The sequence below is a fragment of the Rhizobium sp. SG_E_25_P2 genome, assembly GCF_029892285.1.
In the GTDB taxonomy this organism is placed as follows: domain Bacteria; phylum Pseudomonadota; class Alphaproteobacteria; order Rhizobiales; family Rhizobiaceae; genus Rhizobium_E.
The window spans coordinates 1-19313 of record NZ_JARXVM010000028.1 but is presented as its reverse complement, the minus strand read 5'-3'; the positions used below and the strand labels follow the sequence as shown (position 1 = coordinate 19313).

Below are 19313 nucleotides of genomic sequence, written 5' to 3'. Positions count from 1 at the left end.
TGAACCTCCTCAGGCCGCGCGCGCGGCGGCGCGCTTGATCGCGCGGGCGACCATGATTCCGCCGACATGGATCTTGTACTCGGCCGGGCCGCGGGCGTCGGCCGCCGGCGCCATGATCGACCGCGCCAGGTCTGCGGCGCGCGTGATCGACGCGTCGTCGAGACTGGAGCCGATCAGCGCCGCCGCCGCCTCTTCCGCCAGAAGCGGGATGTCGGCGAGATTGGTGAGGCCGATGGCGCACGCAGCGACTTTGCCGCCCTCCATCGTCAACATCACGGCAGCTGCGGCAGTGGCGTAGTCGCCGACCTTGCGCTTGAGCTTTTCATAGGCGTAGCCATGGCCGGCCGCAGGGACGGGAATGGCGACGCCGGTCAGGATTTCGCCTGGCTCGAGCGCGGTGAAATAGGCGGCCTCGTAGAAATCCCGGGCGGCGACATCGCGAGCCCCGTTCGGCCCTTCGAGGCGGTAGCGGGCGCCCAGCGTCACCATCAGCGCCGGCATGTCATTGCCGGGGTCGCCATTGGCGACATTGCCGCCGATCGTGCCGCAATAACGCACTTGCGGATCGGCGATCAGCTTGGCCGCCTCATGCAGGATCGGCAGCGACTGCTCGATGTCAGTGGATTGTAGCAGGTCGTGCTGGGTGGTCATGGCGCCGATGACGATGTCGGCGCCGGTGCGACAGACGCCTTTCAGCGCCTCGATCCCGCCGAGATCGATAAGATGTTCAGGCGAGGCCATGCGCAGCTTCATCATGGGAATGAGACTGTGGCCGCCTGCAAGCGGTCGCGCCTCCTCTCCCAGATCAGCCAATAGCTTGATCGCGTCCGCTACGCTTGACGGACGGTGATAGTCGAATGAACCCGGGATCATCTTCTCCTCCAGATGATGGGCACGCCGCGCTCCCGACGCGGGTGTAAGAGGAGCCTGTGTCGCATCCCGACATTCGGCAAGACGGGTGGGGGGATCGCGTCACGAAACGCGGCGTTTTGCACGAAATGCGGCTGCCGGCGCACGAACTGCGTCAGTCATTCTTACCTATCGAAGGTCCTTGTCGGCTATGCGCTGCTGCGGGTCAGGCCCAGCCGCGCCTTCACTTCGGCAACGCGGGCGCGGCTGACCGGCGCCTGATGCGGATGGGCGCCATTGAGCTCCACCACGGCGGCGTCGCCTTCCTTCCGGACCTGCGTCACATGCGGCATGGCGACGATATGGCTGCGATGGACGCGGATGAAGATGGTCGGGTCGAGCGCCGCCTCGGCTTCGGAAATCGACCAGCCGCACATGCGCTCGCGATTGCCGTCATGCACCCAGGTGTAATGCGCATCCGCCCGGAGCGACCTGACGTCACTGATGGGGATGAACTGCGTCGCCCCGCCGCTTTGCACCGGAATGCGCTCGATCCTGCCGCGCTGCTGCGGCGGCATGGGCGGCGGTTCATGGTCGAAAGCTGGCGGTTCCGTGATCTCAAGTCTGTCGGCAGGGACGAGCGCGGGCTGGGATTCGGCGCGGCCCCATTGTTCCGGCAACAGAAACAGAAGGAAGCCTGCTGTGACGAGAAAACAGAGACAGGCGACGACGAGCGACACGAATTGCGACGACATCTGGAAGCTCGCGCCCATGGCGGCCATGTCATGACCGCCGCCGGCGGGCGCCACATGCATGCCCCACATCGCCGTGTAATGCATGCCGGACACCGCCAGTCCGAACGCGACGGCGGAAATGGCGAGCCTTAGGCCCACTTGCGGATCGAGAAAGATGCGCAGCGCGCCATAGGCGGTGGCGGTGGCGATCACCACGGACAGCAGAACCTTGAATGGATCATGCTCGATAGCGAAATGACCCGCCAGTCCATGGATGCCGACATAATGCATCGAACAGATGCCGAGGCCGAGCAACAGCGCCGCAAGCCCGGTTCCGATTGTTCCCGGACGGCTGCCGACGACGAAGAAGATCGACACGCCGACCACCAGCGCGCAGATCAGAAAGGACACGATGGTGGGCAAAACGAGATAGGCGATATCGGCAGGCAAAGGCGCCGCCAGCATGCCGATGAAATGCATCGTCCAGATGCCTGTCGACAAAAAGCCCGCCGCGCCCACCAGAAGCGCGCGGCGCTGCCAATCGGTCTTTCCCAGGATACGGCCCGCCAAGCCCAGACCGGTATATCCGCCCAGAACCGCGATCGCCAGGGAAAGCGCCACGAGATAGGGATTGTGGCCTGCCAGCATATGTGATGTTCGCGCACAGCCTCCCCGCCGCGCGCATCCTCCCGGACAAGAGGATACAGGCGAACCCGCGCAACTGGCAAGTTCGCGGGGGGAAATTCGCCGGTCTCATGCTTGATTGTCGAATATCCCTTGTATCAAGCGCCGTCGGCGAGGGTGATGAATTGGGCTAAGGTGTGGTGCGCACGGGCGGCTGATCGGCCAGCATCTTTTTTCTATGAAATCCGAGGTGTTTTAGCATCAGCTGTGGCCCTATGAGAACGCTCGGCTAGGATAACGCCGCTCGTCAGACGCTCTACGCTTTTCCGGAGACCCCTCATGCGACGTTTCGTTCTGGTATTCGGCCTTTTGGCCGCTGCATCGACTGCCCAGGCTGCAGGCGATTGCCGCCTGTCTTCCGTCTCGAACTGTCAGGATGGAAACCAGCTGGTCTGGGCCAAGGACTTCGAGCCAGCTTTGCAGGCCTTTGCAGGGAAAAAGAAAGTCACATGGCTGGGACGGGCCAAGCCGTTGTGGGACGTCGTCGGCGAAGCCATGAGCGGCGTTCCGGATACCCGTGCGGAACCCGCGCCAGGCGTTTACAGATTTTCCGCCTCCCGTCACCAGAGTGCGATAGAGCGCGGCGCGGTGGTGGTCGACGAAAGCGGCAAGATCCGTGCGGCGGGCGTGCTGCATTTCAATTGCGGGAAGAAGGGATGCGAAAAATCCTATACCCTGTCCGTCATCCTCAAACAGAAGGACGATGCGGCGGCGGGATGGATCGAGGCCTGGGGGCGCGAGCAGGTAGCGGCGAACGCTGCAAGTGGCGGCTATAGCGCCGGGGAGACCGCCATTGGCCATACCGAGATCGTGATCACCGGCAAATAATCTCGGGTGGAAGGCCTGAAAGGGATCGCCCTTGTCTGAAAGGGCGATCCGAAGACGGCACGGGCCTCAGCGGCGGATTTCGCCGCGCGCCACGGCTTCGATATCGGCGCGGCGCAGACCGAGATCCTGCAATTCGCGTTCGCTGATGCGGCCGAGTTCGGAGAGAGTCTGGCGATATTTGCGCCAGTCGTTCAGTCTTTTCATGATGTTCATTTTGTTATCCTTGGCCTTTTCGGCATTTATCCAACGCCTGTCATATAGGCGCCGGCGCCCAAGGAATGAACATCCGCGATCGCGCGGCAAATATGCATTGCATGCATAGCAAATCTTGTCGAATGGTAAAAATGCAAAAGGGCCGCCCTGGCGGCGGCCCTCAACATGCGATGTTGCGCTGTTTCACAGATGGGTTGGGCGCTTGGTGCGGAACAGCCGGAGTACGAAGACGAAGAAGGCGGGCACAAAGACAACAGCCAGCAGCGTCGCCGAGATCATGCCGCCGAGAACGCCAGTGCCGATGGCGTTCTGGCTCGCCGCGCTTGGTCCGGTCGCGATCGCCAGCGGCACGACGCCGAGCGCGAAAGCGAGCGAGGTCATGATGATCGGGCGGAAGCGGATCTTGGCCGCATCCACCGCCGCATCCTTGAGGCTGCGACCCTCGGCGAAATAGTCCTTGGCGAACTCCACGATCAGGATGGCGTTCTTGGCGCTGAGACCGATGATGGCGATCAGGCCCACCTTGAAGTAGATGTCGTTGGGCATATCGCGCAGGAACACCGCGAGCACCGCGCCGATGACGCCGAGTGGCACGACCAGCATCACCGACAGCGGGATCGACCAGCTTTCATAGAGACCGGCGAGCAACAGGAACACGAACAGGATGGAGAAGCCGAACAGGAGCGGCGCCTGCGAGCCCGACTCCAGCTCTTCGAGCGACTGTCCGGTCCATTCGAAGCCAAAGCCCTCCGGCAATTGCCGGGCGAGTTCTTCCATTTTTTCGATCGCCGCGCCTGAGGCCACGCCCGGCGCCGCCATGCCCGAAATGCGCACTGCCGGATAGCCATTGTAGCCGACGATCTGTGCGGGGCCGCGCTGCCACTTGACGTCGGCGAAGGCGGCGAGGGGCACCATGCCGCCGCTGGCGTTGCGGACGTTGAGCTTCAGCAGGTCTTCGGCCTGCAGCCGGCTGGTCTCGCCAGCCTGAACGATCACCCGCTGCATGCGGCCGGCGTTCGGGAAGTCGTTGACATAGGACGAGCCGAGATTGGCGGTGATGGTGTTGTTGATGTCCGCGAAGGTCACGCCGAAGGTGTTGGCCTTTTCGCGATCGATGCTGAGCAGCACCTGGGCTGCGTCGGGCAGGCCTTCGGGGCGAACGCCGACGATCATGCCGCTCTGGGCGGCTTGACCCATCAACTGACCGGCGGCGGCCTGAAGCGCGGCCTGTCCCTTGCCGCCGCGATCCTGCAGACGGAAGGAGAAGCCGCTGGCTGTGCCAAGGCCCTGGATGGGCGGCGGCGACAGCGCAAAAGCCATGGCGTCCTTGAGGCCGAACAACTGCATATTGGCGCGGCCCGCGATTTCCTCGGCGGACTGGCCGTCGCCGCGCTCGGACCAATCCTTGAGCGTGACGAAGGCAAGCGCGGCGTTGGGGCCATTGCCGGAGAAGCTGAAGCCTTGAATCGCCACGATGTTTTCGACCGAGGGTTCGGCGCGGAAGATCTTCTCCACCTGTTCGAGCGTCGCCACCGTGCGGTTGCTGCTCGATTCGGCCGGACCTTCGATGTTGACGATCAGGAAGCCCTGGTCTTCATTCGGAACGAAACTGCCCGGCAGATTTATGAACAGGTAGCCAAGGCCGATGATGATGGCGAGATAGACGATCATCATACGGCCGGCGCGGCCGACAATGCCGGTCACGCCACGGCCATAGCCATTGGTGAGCCGGCCGAAACCGCGATTGAACCAGCCGGCCAGGCCCTTTTTCTCGTGATGACCCTGGGGGATCGGCTTCAGGAAGGTGGCGCAAAGCGCCGGCGTCAGCGACAGCGCCAGGAAAGCCGAGAACAGGATCGAGACGACCATGGTCAGGCTGAACTGGCGATAGATGATGCCGGTAGAACCGGGGAACATCGCCATGGGGATGAACACGGACGCCAGGACCAGCGTGATGCCAAGAATAGCGCCGGTGATCTGGCTCATGGCCTTCTGGGTGGCTTCCTTGGGCGACAAGCCCTCTTCGGCCATGATGCGCTCGACATTTTCGACCACCACGATGGCGTCGTCGACGAGAATGCCAATGGCGAGAACCATGGCGAACATGGTCAGCACGTTCACCGAGAAACCGCTGACATACATGATCGACAGCGTGCCCAACAGCGCCACCGGCACCACGAGTGTGGGGATCACCGTGTAGCGGAAACTCTGCAGGAAGATGAGCATAACGATGAACACCAGCGCCACGGCTTCGAGCAGGGTATGCACGACCTTCTCGATCGATGCCGAGACGAAGGGGCTGGTGTCATAGGGCACCGCGTAATCGACGCCGGCCGGGAAGAAGCTCTTGAGTTCCTCCATCTTGGCCTTGACGGCGTTGGCTGTCGACACCGCATTGGCGTCGGTGCCGAGCTGGATGCCGACGGCCGCCGTCGGCTGGCCGTTGAGGCGGCTGGAGAAATTGTAGCTTTCGGAGCCGACGTCGACGCGGGCGACATCCTTCAGGCGCACGGTGGAGCCGTCGGGATTGGCCCGAAGAACGATGTTGGCGAATTCCTTGGGATCAGCCAGTTGTCCCTTGACCAGCACGGTGGCGGTAAGGTCCTGGTTAACCGGATTGGGCGCCGCGCCGATCTGGCCGGCGGCGACCTGCGCGTTCTGCGCCGTGATCGCGTCGGTAATGTCCGACGCCGTCAGGCTGAGGCCGACCATCTTGTCGGGGTCGATCCAGATGCGCATGGCGCGCTGGGCCGCAAAAAGCTGGACATTGCCGACGCCTTCGATGCGGCGCAATTCGCCCATGATGTTGCGGCTGAAATAGTCGCCGAGAGACACGGCGTCACGCTTGCCGTCGGTGGAGGTGATGGCGACGACCATCAGGAAGCCCGAGCCGGACTGCTGCACCTCGATGCCCTGCTGGGTGACGGTCTGCGGAAGCCGCGGTTCGACGCGACGGATCGCGTTCTGCACATCCACCTGCGCCTGATCGATATTCGTGCCGGAGGTGAAGGTGGCGTTGATCGAGATCGAACCCGACGAATCCGAGGTGGATTCGAAATAGCGCAGGCCATCGACGCTGTTCAGTTCTTCTTCGATCGGCTGGGTGACGCTTTGATAGATCTCCTGCGGCGAAGCGCCGGGATAGGAGGTCGAAATCGACAATTGCGGCGGCGCGACATTGGGATATTGCGCGATCGGCATGAAGGGCAGGGCGATGAGACCGGCGATCGAGATGAAGATCGCGAACACCCAGGCCAGGATAGGTCGTTGAATGAAAAAATGAGCCATCAGGACATCTAGCCTTTAGTTCTTGGGCTGGGCGGCGGCTTCGGGAGCCACTTTCGCGCCGGGCTGGACCTTGGTGACGCCGTCGACGACGATGCGTTCACCGCCCTTGAGGCCGCTTTCCACCGTCCATTGCTGATCGATCACCGCGCCGAGCGTCACATCACGCAATTGGGCGACATCGTCGTCGCCGACGACATAGACCTGGGCGCGACCATCCTGCGTGCGCATGACGGCGCGCTGGGGAATGATGATCCCGTCCTTGTTGACGGCCTGTTCAATGCGAATGCGGACATACATGCCCGGCAGCAGGTCGCCCTTGGGATTGGGGAATTCGGCGCGCAGGGTCACTTGGCCGGTGGTTGCATCGACGCTGGCGCTCGAAAACAGCAGCTTGCCCTTTTCGGCATAGATGTCGCCGCCGTCGAAAACGAGCTCAACCCGGGCCTGGCCGGGAGCCGGGCTTTCGAGACGGCCGGCGTCGACAGCGCGCTTGAGGGCCAGCATTTCGTCGGCCGACTGGGTAAAGTCGGCATAGACGGGATCGATCTGCTGAATTTGCGCCAGGTTCTGCGTGCTGTCGGCCGTCACCAGCGCGCCTTCCGTCACCAGCGCGCCGCCGATGATGCCGGTGATGGGCGCGCGAACTTCGGTGTAATCGAGGTTGATCGTCGCTTCATCGAGCGCCGCCTGGGCCAGAGCGACATCGGCAGCCGCTTGCGCTGCGGCGACGGCGGCGTTGTCATATTCAACTTCGGACACCGCATTGCGCTTGCGCAGCTGATCCTGCCGCTCAAGTTGCTGGCGGGCGTTCTTTTCGGTGGCGATAGCGCGCTGCAGCGTCGCCTGGGCGCTGGCGACGCGCACCTTGAACAGTTTCGGATCGATCCGGTAGAGCACGTCGCCGGCCTTGACCAGGCTGCCTTGCTCGAAAACGCGCTCCTGCAGAATGCCGGTGACGCGGGCGCGCACTTCAGCGGTGCGGGTGGCGGCGACGCGGCCGGGCAATTCGCTCATTACCGGCACGGCCTGGGTTTTAAGTGTGATGACGCCAACCGCTGCTGGAGGCATTTGCTGCGCCTGTCCGAAGCTTTGCGAGGCGATCATGGCGGACATGGCCAGGGCGGTCAGTCCGAGGGCGATTTTTTTCATCGTCTTACCTTCAATCATGTGTCTGAATGAGAGAAATTCGGTGGCGGTGCGCGCGCCCGGTTCGGATCATATTTCGGGGAAGGCCGCGTACATGGTCCCGATGTCCTGAAGCAGTCCCGCGCGTTCGACCTCGCTCCACTGATGGAGGTCGAAATATTCCATGATCGTCAATCCGTAAAAAGCGAGATAGGCGACAAGCGAGGCGCGAGGGCGCTTCGCCTCCCGGGTCACTTCTGTCAGGTCGTCGGCGGTGCATTGGCGAAACTGCGCCTGAACGCCCTCGTCATGCGAACTTGCGGCGCAAATGGCGAGCGCCACGGCCCGTTCGCTGTCGGAAGTCAGCGCGCCGGCTGCGGTCAGGCGGCCAAAGAGGGGAGGGTTGTCGCTATCTCGTTGCTGGCGCACGCTTTCTGCGACGCGTTCCCTGTCAATGCGGATTCGGCGTTCGACGAGCGCGTTCAGGAGTCCCGACTTTGTCTTGAAGTCATAGACGACGCGCGACTTGCTGATTCCCGCTTCGCGGGCAACCTCGTCGATGGACAGGCCGACAGCGCCGAGGCGCACGACCACGCGCTCGGCCGCGTCAAGCACATCGTCAGTCGAGATTTTGCGCGTCTTGCCCATTTGGCGATCCATGCGAAAGAATGCGAACGATCGTTCTTTTTATGTCCGCATTACTTGCTTTACGCCGGGCCTTTGTCAATTGGGAGAAGATATTCACGCTAAGGTTTTTTTGAAATTGCCTGCCGGAGGCCGTTTTGTCGTTGTCAGGCGGCGTCAACCTGAGAAGAGTCATAGTTAGCCCGGGCGATGCGAATATCCGGATGGCGCCGTTCGGCCCAGTCCATCAACGCCGAGATCGGGATCATCGCGTCGCGTCCGAGCTCGGTCAACGCATATTCGACGCTGGGCGGCTTGGTCGGAAACACCTGCCGGCTGACGAGACCATCGCGCTCCAGGTCCCTGAGCGTCTGGGTCAGCATGCGTTTGGAAATATCCGGGATCTGCCGCGCCAGATTTGAGAAGCGCCTGTTCTCCGTCGCGAGCGAGACCAGGATCAGCACTGTCCATTTGTCGCCGATGTGATCCAGCACATCGCGGACCGGGCATTTTTCGGTGCTGAAGCCGAGCGCGCGCCATGTCTCCATACGATCGCCAGACCGAAGCGGCCCCAGTTGGTTCTTTGAAAGTAACCTAGGCATTTCAACCTGCCTCCTTTTCAAAAAGGTTTATGGTCTCTATTCTATACCTGTCTTCAAAATAAGACCATACCCAAGGAGAACGTGATGTCTGCAAACGCCAAGAAATACCTGATCACCGGTGCAAACGGCCAGCTCGGCCGTCTGGCGGTGCAAAGCCTGATCGACAAGGTTCCCGCTTCGCAGGTGATCGCTCTGGTGCGCAAGCCCGAAGCCGGCACCGATCTCTCCGCGCTCGGCGTCGACGTGCGGATCGGCTCTTATGACGATCTCGCGAGCCTGGAAGCCGCTTTCGTCGGCGTCGACAATCTGCTGTTGATCTCCTCGAGCGAAGTCGGTCAGCGCCTTCCGCAGCATGAAAATGTCATCGCAGCCGCCAAGAAGGCCGGCGTCGGCTTTATTGCCTATACCAGCCTTCTGCGCGCCGATAGTTCGCCGCTCGGTCTGGCCATGGAACATATCGCCACCGAAAAGGCGATCATCGCCTCGGGCATTCCCTACGCTTTCCTTCGCAATTCCTGGTATCTCGAAAATTACCTCGGCTCGATCGGGCCGGCGCTTGAACATGGCGCCGTCGCAGGCTCGGTTGGCGAAGGTCGCATCGCCGCCGCCGCCCGCGCTGATTATGCCGAAGCCGCAGCCGTGGTGCTGGCCAATTCCGACCAGTATATCAATGCGGTGCTGGAGCTTGCTGGCGACGAATCCTTCACTCTCAGCGATCTCGCCGCGGCTATTTCCGAAATCTCCGGAAAGCCCGTGGTCTACGCCTATATGCCTGAGGACGCCTACAAGGCCATGCTGGTGCAGGTCGGGCTTCCCGAAGGCTTCGCGGCCCTTTTGGCTGAATCCGACGTCGGCGCTTCAAAGGGCGGTCTGTTCGATGACAGCAAGACGCTGAGCAGCATCATCGGTCGCCCGACGACGTCGCTGAAGACAGTTCTTGCCGCAGCAATGGGCTAATTGCACCGTGTGAGTCGCGCCACCGCTCTCTTTTGGGCGATGGCGCGGCCTTAATGCGCCATGGGTTCTCGACCGTCGCAAACCTCGAATATTCTGACGCCATCTACCCGGTCGCCTTCATGGCGCCGCCCGCCTGAGCAATTGAACCTGTTCACCCAGTCGTGAACGGGGAACTCGATAGACCGTCATACGTTTGCCTGTTCGGGCGGAGACACAGCGTCAAAGCGCGTGTCAGACGAGACGAGGTGTGTATGACGACTGGAATTGATCGGCGCAGCCTGATCCTCGGCGCGCCATTGCTGCTGGCGGGTTGCGCGAGCGAGAGACGGCTGACCAGCATTGCAAGGCCGGCGGGGCCGCGTATCGATCCCTATTATCAGGCCATGTACGGGCCTGTGCTGAACGAACCTTATCCGGTCGCCGCTGTCGATCTCCGTCGGGTTGATCCGAGATACTGGCGGCAACAGGTGGTCTACGACACCGACGAGCCTGCCGGCGCCATTGTCGTCGATATTCAGGAACGTTTCGCCTATTCCGTGCTCGGCAATGGCGAGGCGATCCGCTATGGCGTCGGGGTCGGACGCGAGGAAGGCCTGAACTTTCAGGGCGAGGCGCGGATCGGCCGCAAGGCGGCCTGGCCGCGCTGGACGCCGACGCCCGACATGATCGCGCGGGATCCGGAAAAATATCTGCAATATCAGAACGGCATGGATGGCGGGCCGATGAATCCGCTCGGCCCGCGCGCGCTCTATCTCTATGTCGACGGCCAGGACACGCTGTTTCGCCTGCATGGGACGGTGGAGCCCTGGTCGATCGGCACGATGGTGTCTTCAGGCTGTATCCGCTTTCTCAACCAGGACATCATCGATCTCTATGGCCGCACGCCGGTCGGAACACGCGTCGTTGTCCAATCCGGCGGTTTCGCCTGATCTCAGCGCGAGACGTGGAAGACGCGCAGCCGGTGACCGTCGGGATCGACGGCGGTGAAGGTGCGGCCGAAATCCGCCTCCGCCGGCGGCTGGATGATCTCGACGCCTTGCGCTGCCCAGTTTTCGGCGACGGCATCGACCTCGGCGTCGGAGCCGAGCGGGAAGCCGACTTCTGAGCCGCCGGGTGCGGTGGCTGCCGGAATAACGCCGTCTTTGGTCCAGAGACCGAATTTCAGCCCATTCGGCAACACATAGAGCGAGAAGGTGGGAGCGCCTTCCACGGGTTCAAGGCCCAGCAGCGCGTCATAGAAGGCGCGGCTGGCGGGCATGTCGGCAACGTAGAGAAGAATGTAGCTCGGGGTCATCTTGTCGTCCTTTCCGATGTCTTGGCCTTGGGCTATCCCTTGGCGCCGGAGGACGATGTAGCGCGGCCTGCTGTCAGTTTTTGTCAGCAGCGTTTGGACCTACGCCTTGCTGGCTCTTCCATTCCTTGAGCATGGCGGCGCGGCGACGCGGATAACGACGGTCGAGCGTGCGCATATGTTTAATCCGGTCGGCGCGAAAATGGCGAAAGCCGTTGCGAAGCGCGCACCAGGCCACGACCACCCGGACATTTTCAAAGAAGCCCAGCGCGAAAGGCCAGATTTCCCGACGCGTCGCCGCGCCATGCGCATCCGCATACTCGATTTCGGCGGCCTGCTCGTCGCGGATCAGCCGGCGCATGAGCTTGAGGTCGACGCTCGACCCGGCGCCAGGGGAGGGGCCGACCATCAAGCTGGAGGTTTCCAGCCGTTCGGCGAGATCAGGCGGCAGCACAGCGCCGATCTTGGCGATGAGATGGCCCGCCGCATCCGACAGGCCTTCATCGGCGCGGCTCGCCACCCAGCGGGCGCCGAGCACCAGCGCCTCGATCTCGTCTTCTGAAAACATCAGCGGCGGTAGAAGAAACCCGGGGCGAAGCACGTAACCGAGACCGGCCTCGCCGTCGATGTCTGCGCCTTGGGCCTGCAGCGTCGCGATGTCGCGGTAAAGCGTTCTGAGACTGACGCCGGTTTCTTCGGCAAGCGCCTGGCCGGTGACGGGACGCCTGTGACGCCTGAGGGCCTGCAACAGCTGCATCAGGCGTTCGGAGCGGGGAAGGGCGGAACGGGGCATCGGTTTACCTGTTTGACCCCTGTCGGTGCGCAGCGGATCATGTCTGTGATATCCTTTTTGCTCGACACCGCCAGCCGAGTTTAGTAGGTCTTCGTCCAATTCAATCGTTTTAAGGGAGCGGCGACATGAACGCCAAGACCGAGAACCTTCTCTCCACTCTCAAGCTGCAGCCGGTCGTGCCGGTGATCGTGATCGACGATGTGAAATCGGCAGTGCCGCTGGCCCGCGCGCTAGTCGCGGGCGGCCTGAAGGCCATCGAAATCACGCTGCGCACGCCTGCAGCCCTCGACGCGATCAAGGCGGTGGCCGAGGAAGTGGAAGGCGCGGTCGCCGGCGCCGGCACCGTGCTTGACGCCCGCCAATGGGAACAGGCGGTGAAGATGGGGTCGAAATTCGTCGTCTCGCCGGGCGCCGGCCCGTCGCTGCTCGACGCCGCCGACCAGAGCGATGTGCCGCTCTTGCCGGGCGCGGCCACCGCGACCGAAGTCATGCATCTGCGCGATCGCGGCTATAGTGTGCTGAAATTCTTCCCGGCCGAACAGGCTGGCGGCGCGGCCTATCTCGGCGCGCTGGCGTCCCCGCTCGCTGGCATCCGCTTTTGCCCGACCGGCGGCGTCTCGCTCAAGAACGCCCGCGACTATCTCAGCCTGTCCAACGTCGTCTGCGTCGGCGGCTCCTGGGTTGCGCCGAAGGCGATGGTGACCGAGGGCAATTGGGAGGGCATCACCAAGCTCGCGGCGGAAGCAGCGGCATTAGCTGGGTGAAACGCAGGGTTTCCTGTCGATTCCAGAATGAAATGTCTGACGCCGCCTCTTATGTCTTATGGACTGGAGGCGGCGTCAGGTGTCGACCAATTCGATCTTCAGTCGTTTGCCGAGCGACCGTGCGGCGCGCTCTAGCGTGTCGAGAGAAATACCGACATTGGATGGATCAAGAACACGGTCCAATTGGGAGCGACTGGTTCCCATTTTTGCTGCCATGTCTGATTTTGACAGCGCCTGAGACTTTCTCTCTTCCTCGATCTGCCAAGCCAAAACCTGCTTGATCGCAGCGCCGTATACCGCTTCTTTCTCGCCGAGTTCGTCGAGAAAGTCTTCCAGCGAGCCGCCGATAACATCATGCTTTGTCGTCATATCTCGATGTTCCTCAGTTCAATTTGCGAATTTGATAATCTTTCCATCGCTTGATCGCGACTTTGATTGCCGCCTGCTGGCCATCTTTGCCTTCCGCGCCATGAAGCAGCAGCATGACGCCGTCATCGATCCCGAAATAGGTTCTTGCTTCAACATGACCCTTCTTGATGCTCGATCGCACTTCGAGCACTCCGCCGCGCAGCGGTCTGCATGTCGGCATGCCGATCGGCCAGCCAAATTCGACCTTGGCGATATCGACCCCGACCACCTGCCGATCTATTTTGCCGAGGGACATCAGCCATTCTTTCACAGGCTGTATGCCGGTCTCGGTCGTGTAAAACCTCGCAACAATCCTTTTTGAGATGTGTACCATATATGGATCAATTTTCAACGGAATAATTTTTGGGTTGTGGTGAGTATCCCTTCATGGTTGCGCCGATGCCCCGGTTTTTCCAGAGGCTGATGCCAGAAATTGCGCAAAATTTTCGACGATTGGAGGATTGGTTTCATTCCCTTTGCATAATCCGCGCGTCATACCTATCTGCTGACGAAATTGTCTCAACCGGAGAAAATGGAATGTTCGACGCCAAGAAAATTCTCGACCAGTTTTTGGGCTCCAACATGCCTGGTGTCGGCGGATCGGTGAAGGACCGCGCCGGGCAGGTCACCCAGATGGCGAAGGACAATCCGCTGGCCGCCGGCGCCATCGCCGCCGTGCTGCTCGGCACCGGCACGGGCCGCGAACTGGCCGGCTCGGCGCTGAAGCTCGGAGGGCTGGCGGCTATCGCCGGGCTTGGCTATCAGGCCTATAAGAACTGGCAGGAAGGCAGCCAGCCGCAGCCGGTGGGCGGCGCGCCCGCGCCGGCCCAGGGGCAGGCTGCGCCGGAACTGCTGCCCGCGCCCGCCGGCACTGGTTTTTCGCTGGAAGATCACACCAATAACGACGATTTCGCGGTGGTTCTGGTGCGCGCGATGATTTCGGCGGCCCGCGCCGACGGCCATATTGATGAGGCCGAGCGCCAGGCGATCCTCGGCAAAGTCAAGCTTGCCGGGCTCGATCCCGACGCGGAGGCCTTTCTCGCCGCCGAACTCTCCAATCCCGTCGATCTCGACGGTATCGTCAACGCCGCCAAGAGCGAGAGCCAGAAGGTCGAACTCTACACCGCCTCGCGTATCGCGATTGATCCAGACTCCCGCGCCGAACGCGGCTATCTCGATCTTCTGGCAGGCCGGTTGGGTCTCGCCGACGGGTTGATCGATCATATCGAAGCGACAGTGGCCTCCGCCAAGGTCGGCTGAGCCTTCGCCCATCACCGAAATTTATTTGTCGATCTGTCGGCGTGGTGGTGAACATCATCCCCGGTTCTGTTAAGGAGACGGGGATGAAAAAGGAAGATCTCAGCAATTGGACGCCGAGGCCTGCGCCGAAGCCGGTGCGGCTCGAAGGGCGTTATGTGACGCTCGTTCCCTATGTGCGGGATGAGCATGCTTTGGCTTTGTGGGCGGCGCTCGGCGAGATCGGCGTCAATGCGCGGCTCAAATACTTTGCCGCACCGGATTTCCAGACTGCGGACGTCTTCGCCGATTGGCTTGACGCCGTCGAAAAGGCGGGCTGGCTCCGCGAAGTATTCATCGACAATAACACCGGCGACGTTGTGGGCATGGCGCATTACATGCGCGCTGATCCCGCCAATGGCGTGGTCGAAGTCGGCGGCGTGGCGCATGGGCTCGCCATGGCGCGCAGCCCGATATCGACCGAGGCGCATTTTCTGATGGCGCGGCATGTGTTCGAGGATCTCGGCTATCGCCGTTACGAATGGAAATGCCACAATGACAATGCGCCGAGCCATGCGGCGGCGAAGCGGCTCGGCTTCTCCTTTGAAGGCGTGTTCCGCAAGCATATGATTTCACGCGGCGAAAATCGCGACACCGCGTGGTATGCGATGATCGACGACGACTGGCCGCGCCTGAAAATGGCCTTCGAAGCCTGGCTCGCGCCCGCTAATTTCGACGCGGAAGGCCGGCAATTGCGCGGTCTCTCGGATATCCGCACCACCATCACGGAAGGTTGACGTGTCAAAGCCAGAGGATAAGCGCGAGACGCGCAAAAACGCCATCGCGGCGGCCATCATTCTCCTCGGAGCGGGCGTCGCTCTGGCTCTCATGCCGAAGATCGTGCTGGGGCTCGGCGATGTTTCGCCCTGGCTTGGCTTTGGCGCCGGGGTAGCGATCATCCTGTCGTTTTTCGCGATCTTCTGGCTGCGCGCACGCTGGCAAAAACGCCGTTCACGGTGATTTTACGCGCGGCGCTGTAACAAAAGCCGCGCTTGTCCGTATAAGCTGGCGAGACCTGACCTGAAGAGGATCCGTCATGCCGGCTTATCGCTTTCCCAAGATCGCAGCTTCGGAGATCACTCCGCAATCCGTTTTCCTGCGCCGACGGGAATTTCTGGCGGGCGCGGCGGCGGCCGGCTTGATCGGTGCGAGCGCCTCGCCGTCGCTTGCGGCGCTTGCCGCCAAGCCTTCCGCCTATAAGGTGAGTGACAAGCTCACCCCGAAAGAAGACGCCACGACCTATAACAATTTCTACGAATTCGGCGTCAACAAGGGCGATCCGGCCGACTATTCCGATAAATTCAAGCCGCGTCCCTGGACCATCAAGATTGATGGCCTGGTGGCCAAGCCGTTGGAGATCGATGTCGATCAGTTGATTGCCAAAATGTCGGTCGAGGAGCGCGTCTATCGCTTCCGCTGTGTGGAGGCCTGGTCGATGGTGCTGCCCTGGAGCGGCTTCATGCTGGCCGATCTTCTCAAGATGGCGGAGCCGCTCGCCAGCGCCAAATATGTCGCGTTTCAGACGGCGCTGCGGCCCGACGAAATGCCTGGCGTGGGCGGTTTCACGCCCATTCTCGACTGGCCTTACAAGGAAGGTCTCAGGCTCGACGAGGCCATGCATCCGCTGACGCTGATGGCGGTCGGCATCTATGGCGATCTCCTGCCCAATCAGAACGGCGCTCCCATCCGGCTGGTGGTTCCCTGGAAATACGGCTTCAAGAGCATCAAGTCGATCGAGCGCATCACACTTGTCGAAGCTCAGCCGCCGACCGCGTGGAACACAGCGGCGCCGGACGAATACGGCTTCTATTCCAACGTCAATCCCAAGGTCGATCATCCCCGCTGGAGCCAGGCCACGGAACGGCCGATCGGCGAGGGCGGCGGCTTCTTCAATTCGCCGAAGAAGGACACGCTGATGTTCAACGGCTATGCCGACGAGGTTGCCTCGCTCTATGCCGGCATGGATCTGAAGGCGAATTACTGATGGCCGCCCCTGCCGGCGATGCAGTGGTGGACTGGCCGCGCCGCATCAATCGCGCCATGGCCAAGATTTCGCCCTGGTGGATCTACGGGCTCGGCTTTATCCCGGCCGCCTGGTATTTCTGGTTGGGCGCGACGGGAAGCCTCAGCGCCAATCCGGTGCAGGCCTTCGAGCACCTGTTAGGGGAATGGACGTTGCGTTTTCTGATCGCGACGCTCCTGGTGACGCCGATCCGGGATCTCACACGCGTCAATCTCTTCCGCTTCCGTCGGGCGCTGGGGCTGATGAGCTTCTATTACGCGCTGATGCATGTGCTGACCTACGCCATTCTCGACCGGGCGCTGGTGTTTCCGGAGATCGTCGCCGACGTGATCAAACGGCCCTATATCATGGTGGGCATGGCGGCATTCGTGGGCCTGGTTGCGCTGGCGGTCACCTCGAACAACTGGTCAATCCGCAAGATGGGCCGCAATTGGGGACGGCTGCATCTTTTGATCTATCCGGCCGCCATTCTCGGCGTCACGCATTTCATCATGGCGGTCAAAAGCTGGCCGCCGCGACCGCTGATCTATATCGCGATCATCGCCGTGTTGTTGCTCTATCGGCTGGCGAAATACACCGCCGCTCAGCGGCCTTTCGCTTCGGCATAGGCCCGTACGGCGTCGCCGAAGGATTTGAACAGCCGGGCGGAGGTGGCGTCGCTTTCGACCCAATATTCCGGATGCCACTGCACGCCGATGGCGAAATTCGGGGCGTCGATCACGGCGACCGCCTCGATCGTGCCATCTTCGGCGACAGCTTCGACCGTCAGACGCGGCGCTGTGACGCCGATTGCCTGGCGATGCAGCGAGTTGACCTGAAATTCGCCGGCGCCGAGGGCTGCGGCGATGCAGGAGCCTTCCTTGACCTTCACCGTCTGGCGGATGGCATACATCCTGTCGCGTTCCGGCACGTCGGGACGACGGTGATCCCAGACGCCAGGCTTTTCCTGGATCTCGGTTTCCAAAGTGCCGCCGAGCGCGACATTGAGTTCCTGAATGCCGCGACAGATGGCGAGCAGCGGCACGCCGCGATCAATGGCGCGACGTATCAACTCCATGCTCGTCGCATCGCGGGCGGGATCGTAAGGGCCGTTCTTCTCCGAGGCGTCGCCGCCATAGAGCGAAGGGTGCACGTTGGAGCGGGAGCCCGAAATCAGTACGCCGTCCACGCGGTCGAGAATGGCGTCGATGTCGTTGCCGCTTTCGAGGGCCGGCACGACAATGGCGGTTGCGCCCGCGCCCTTGACCACGGCATTGACATATTGCTGCGGCGTCGCATGCCAGTAATAACCTTCGATTTCGCGCGTGTCGGCGGGAATGGCGATGATCGGGCTGGGCATACGTGTCTCCGAAGACGTTTTGAACGGCCATCAAGTGGCGCGTCGGCTCTGCGATGTCAATTGTCCGATTCTAAATCCCAGACCCTAACTATCGGTAAGCACTATCTTACTTCGACGGAAGCATTAGGAAAATAAGGAGTTCGCGTCTTGCGGGCGCCGAGGGGCCATGCTTAACATCCGCGTCGGGCGAGGGCCACCTCGCTGGGGAAAGCCAAACTGCAAGATCCGTTTTACTGGGAGGTGTCACATGGATCGTCGTTCATTTTTCAAGAAGGCCGGTGTTACAGCCGCAGGCGCTGCCGCGGCCACAACGCTCGCTGCGCCCGCGATTGCGCAGTCCAATCCGAAGATCACCTGGCGCCTGACGTCATCCTTCCCGAAGGGACTGGACACGATCTATGGCGGCGGCGTCGATGTCGCCAACCATGTGCGCGCGGCGACTGACGGCGCCTTCGACATCCAGGTCTTCGCCGCGGCTGAAATCGTCCCGGGCCTCGAAGCCGCCAACGCCGCCGGCGCGGGCACGGTGGAAATGGCCCATACCGTGCTTTACTACTATTATGGCAAGGAGCCGGCCTATGCGCTCGGCGCCGCCATTCCTTTCGGTCTCAATGCCCGCATGCAGAATTCCTGGTACTATACCGGCGGCGGCGACCTGATGAACGAGTTTCTGGCGACGCAGAACCTCTACGGCATGCCCGCCGGCAATACCGGCGTTCAGATGGGCGGCTGGTTCCGTAAGGAAATCAACACGCTGGAAGACCTCAAAGGTCTGAAGATGCGCATCGGCGGCCTGGCCGGCAAGGTCATGGAGCGCCTGGGCGTCGTGCCGCAGCAGATCCCCGGAGGCGATATCTATCCGGCGCTGGAAAAAGGCACGATCGATGCGGCGGAATGGGTCGGCCCCTATGACGACGCCAAGCTCGGCTTCAACAAGGTCGCCAAATACTATTACTATCCCGGTTTCTGGGAAGGCGGTCCCGTTGTTCACGCCGTGGTCAACCTCGCCAAGTGGAACGAACTGCCCAAGCATTACCAGGCGGTCCTCTCCGACGCCTGCGCGACGGCCAATTCGATGATGCTCGCCAAATACGACGCCAAGAACGCGGTCGCGCTCAAGGAGCTTGTTGGTGGCGGCGCAGTGCTGAAGCCCTACAGCCAGGAAATCCTCAACGCCGCCTATGAGGCGTCGCTGACGACCTATGCCGAGCTCAGCGAAAAGAGCCCGCATTTCAAGAAGATCTATGACCATCAGCTGGCCTTCAAGAAAGACGCCTATCTCTGGGCGCAGATCGGTGAATACACCTTTGACACTTTCATGATGATCCAGCAGCGCGCGGGCAAACTCTGACGCCCAGGCGAGCGAGCGCATTCGGCCCGGAGCGCCTGTCGCTCCGGGCTTTTTTATGAAGTAAATAAACCTCCACCTACGGTGGAGGACTGGACGAGTTCTACATAGTAGTTGAGAGACCTCTGGCTTGGACCGTTAGATTGT

Annotated in this window: 22 protein-coding genes; 10 read left to right on the top strand and 12 right to left on the bottom strand. The window is 61.7% G+C overall.

Features of this window, described 5'->3' with window-relative positions; all coding sequences use genetic code 11:
* Positions 1 to 9: 9 nt before the first annotated feature.
* Positions 10 to 873, bottom strand: coding sequence for a xanthine dehydrogenase family protein subunit M (locus tag M2360_RS25860; RefSeq protein ID WP_280778271.1), 864 nt, complete (start codon positions 871 to 873; stop codon positions 10 to 12).
* 185 nt (positions 874 to 1058) lie between these two features.
* Complete coding sequence (locus M2360_RS25855) at positions 1059 to 2231, bottom strand: MHYT domain-containing protein (protein ID WP_280778270.1); 1173 nt, start codon at positions 2229 to 2231, stop codon at positions 1059 to 1061.
* 315 nt (positions 2232 to 2546) lie between these two features.
* On the opposite strand from M2360_RS25855, the gene M2360_RS25850 reads away from it, so the two are divergent.
* Positions 2547 to 3095 (top strand): hypothetical protein, encoded by a 549-nt coding sequence (locus M2360_RS25850; RefSeq protein WP_280778269.1) that lies wholly within the window; start codon positions 2547 to 2549, stop codon positions 3093 to 3095.
* Positions 3096 to 3161: 66 nt separating this feature from the next.
* Here M2360_RS25850 and M2360_RS25845 read toward each other — a convergent pair whose 3' ends face one another.
* From M2360_RS25845 to M2360_RS25825, 5 genes are all read right to left on the bottom strand, one after another.
* Positions 3162 to 3308, bottom strand: coding sequence for a DUF1127 domain-containing protein (locus tag M2360_RS25845; protein WP_280778268.1), 147 nt, complete (start codon positions 3306 to 3308; stop codon positions 3162 to 3164).
* 183 nt (positions 3309 to 3491) lie between these two features.
* Entirely contained in the window at positions 3492 to 6596 is a 3105-nt protein-coding gene (locus M2360_RS25840) for an efflux RND transporter permease subunit (RefSeq protein WP_280778267.1), read from the bottom strand.
* Positions 6597 to 6611: 15 nt separating this feature from the next.
* Complete coding sequence (locus M2360_RS25835) at positions 6612 to 7709, bottom strand: efflux RND transporter periplasmic adaptor subunit (protein ID WP_280778303.1); 1098 nt, start codon at positions 7707 to 7709, stop codon at positions 6612 to 6614.
* A gap of 102 nt (positions 7710 to 7811) precedes the next feature.
* Positions 7812 to 8369, bottom strand: a complete 558-nt coding sequence (locus M2360_RS25830) for a TetR/AcrR family transcriptional regulator (RefSeq protein WP_280778266.1) — start codon at positions 8367 to 8369, stop codon at positions 7812 to 7814.
* A gap of 143 nt (positions 8370 to 8512) precedes the next feature.
* Complete coding sequence (locus M2360_RS25825; protein ID WP_280778265.1) at positions 8513 to 8893, bottom strand: helix-turn-helix domain-containing protein; 381 nt, start codon at positions 8891 to 8893, stop codon at positions 8513 to 8515.
* 138 nt (positions 8894 to 9031) lie between these two features.
* Between M2360_RS25825 and M2360_RS25820 the strand changes: the two genes are divergently transcribed.
* The gene (locus M2360_RS25820; protein WP_280778264.1) at positions 9032 to 9904 is read left to right on the top strand and encodes an SDR family oxidoreductase; all 873 of its coding nucleotides are present in this window, start codon (positions 9032 to 9034) and stop codon (positions 9902 to 9904) included.
* Between the two features lie 251 nt (positions 9905 to 10155).
* Positions 10156 to 10833, top strand: coding sequence for a L,D-transpeptidase (locus M2360_RS25815; RefSeq protein ID WP_280778263.1), 678 nt, complete (start codon positions 10156 to 10158; stop codon positions 10831 to 10833).
* A gap of 2 nt (positions 10834 to 10835) precedes the next feature.
* On the opposite strand, the gene M2360_RS25810 is transcribed toward M2360_RS25815, so the two are convergent.
* Together M2360_RS25810 and M2360_RS25805 are read right to left on the bottom strand one after the other, a co-directional pair.
* Positions 10836 to 11198, bottom strand: a complete 363-nt coding sequence (locus tag M2360_RS25810; RefSeq protein ID WP_280778262.1) for a VOC family protein — start codon at positions 11196 to 11198, stop codon at positions 10836 to 10838.
* Positions 11199 to 11271: 73 nt separating this feature from the next.
* Positions 11272 to 11988 carry a YafY family protein gene (locus tag M2360_RS25805; RefSeq protein ID WP_280778261.1) on the bottom strand — a complete coding sequence of 239 codons (717 nt, stop codon included), beginning with the start codon at positions 11986 to 11988 and terminating at the stop codon, positions 11272 to 11274.
* 125 nt (positions 11989 to 12113) lie between these two features.
* On the opposite strand from M2360_RS25805, the gene M2360_RS25800 reads away from it, so the two are divergent.
* Positions 12114 to 12752, top strand: a complete 639-nt coding sequence (locus M2360_RS25800; RefSeq protein ID WP_280778260.1) for a 2-dehydro-3-deoxy-phosphogluconate aldolase — start codon at positions 12114 to 12116, stop codon at positions 12750 to 12752.
* A gap of 75 nt (positions 12753 to 12827) precedes the next feature.
* Here the strand turns inward: M2360_RS25800 and M2360_RS25795 are convergent, their stop codons facing one another.
* Both M2360_RS25795 and M2360_RS25790 read right to left on the bottom strand, forming a co-directional pair.
* Positions 12828 to 13121, bottom strand: a complete 294-nt coding sequence (locus tag M2360_RS25795) for a helix-turn-helix transcriptional regulator (RefSeq protein ID WP_280778259.1) — start codon at positions 13119 to 13121, stop codon at positions 12828 to 12830.
* 13 nt (positions 13122 to 13134) lie between these two features.
* Positions 13135 to 13416 (bottom strand): type II toxin-antitoxin system RelE/ParE family toxin, encoded by a 282-nt coding sequence (locus M2360_RS25790; protein WP_280778258.1) that lies wholly within the window; start codon positions 13414 to 13416, stop codon positions 13135 to 13137.
* A 281-nt stretch (positions 13417 to 13697) separates the two neighbouring features.
* Between M2360_RS25790 and M2360_RS25785 the strand changes: the two genes are divergently transcribed.
* The 5 genes from M2360_RS25785 to msrQ all read left to right on the top strand — a co-directional run bounded on the left by M2360_RS25785 (position 13698) and on the right by msrQ (position 17087).
* Positions 13698 to 14420, top strand: coding sequence for a tellurite resistance TerB family protein (locus tag M2360_RS25785; protein WP_280778257.1), 723 nt, complete (start codon positions 13698 to 13700; stop codon positions 14418 to 14420).
* Positions 14421 to 14503: 83 nt separating this feature from the next.
* Positions 14504 to 15193 (top strand): GNAT family protein, encoded by a 690-nt coding sequence (locus tag M2360_RS25780; RefSeq protein WP_280778256.1) that lies wholly within the window; start codon positions 14504 to 14506, stop codon positions 15191 to 15193.
* Position 15194: 1 nt separating this feature from the next.
* The gene (locus M2360_RS25775) at positions 15195 to 15416 is read left to right on the top strand and encodes a hypothetical protein (RefSeq protein WP_280778255.1); all 222 of its coding nucleotides are present in this window, start codon (positions 15195 to 15197) and stop codon (positions 15414 to 15416) included.
* Positions 15417 to 15492: 76 nt separating this feature from the next.
* Positions 15493 to 16440 (top strand): protein-methionine-sulfoxide reductase catalytic subunit MsrP, encoded by a 948-nt coding sequence (gene msrP, locus M2360_RS25770; RefSeq protein ID WP_280778254.1) that lies wholly within the window; start codon positions 15493 to 15495, stop codon positions 16438 to 16440.
* Positions 16440 to 17087, top strand: a complete 648-nt coding sequence (msrQ, locus tag M2360_RS25765) for a protein-methionine-sulfoxide reductase heme-binding subunit MsrQ (RefSeq protein WP_280778253.1) — start codon at positions 16440 to 16442, stop codon at positions 17085 to 17087. Before msrP ends, msrQ begins: the two co-directional genes overlap by 1 nt.
* Here the strand turns inward: msrQ and M2360_RS25760 are convergent.
* Positions 17063 to 17818: a gamma-glutamyl-gamma-aminobutyrate hydrolase family protein gene (locus tag M2360_RS25760; RefSeq protein WP_280778252.1), complete on the bottom strand. Its 756-nt coding sequence runs from the start codon at positions 17816 to 17818 to the stop codon at positions 17063 to 17065. The two genes, msrQ and M2360_RS25760, sit on opposite strands and share 25 nt — an antisense overlap.
* Positions 17819 to 18065: 247 nt before the next feature.
* Between M2360_RS25760 and M2360_RS25755 the strand changes: the two genes are divergently transcribed.
* Positions 18066 to 19169, top strand: a complete 1104-nt coding sequence (locus tag M2360_RS25755; protein ID WP_280778251.1) for a TRAP transporter substrate-binding protein — start codon at positions 18066 to 18068, stop codon at positions 19167 to 19169.
* Positions 19170 to 19313: the final 144 nt, after the last annotated feature.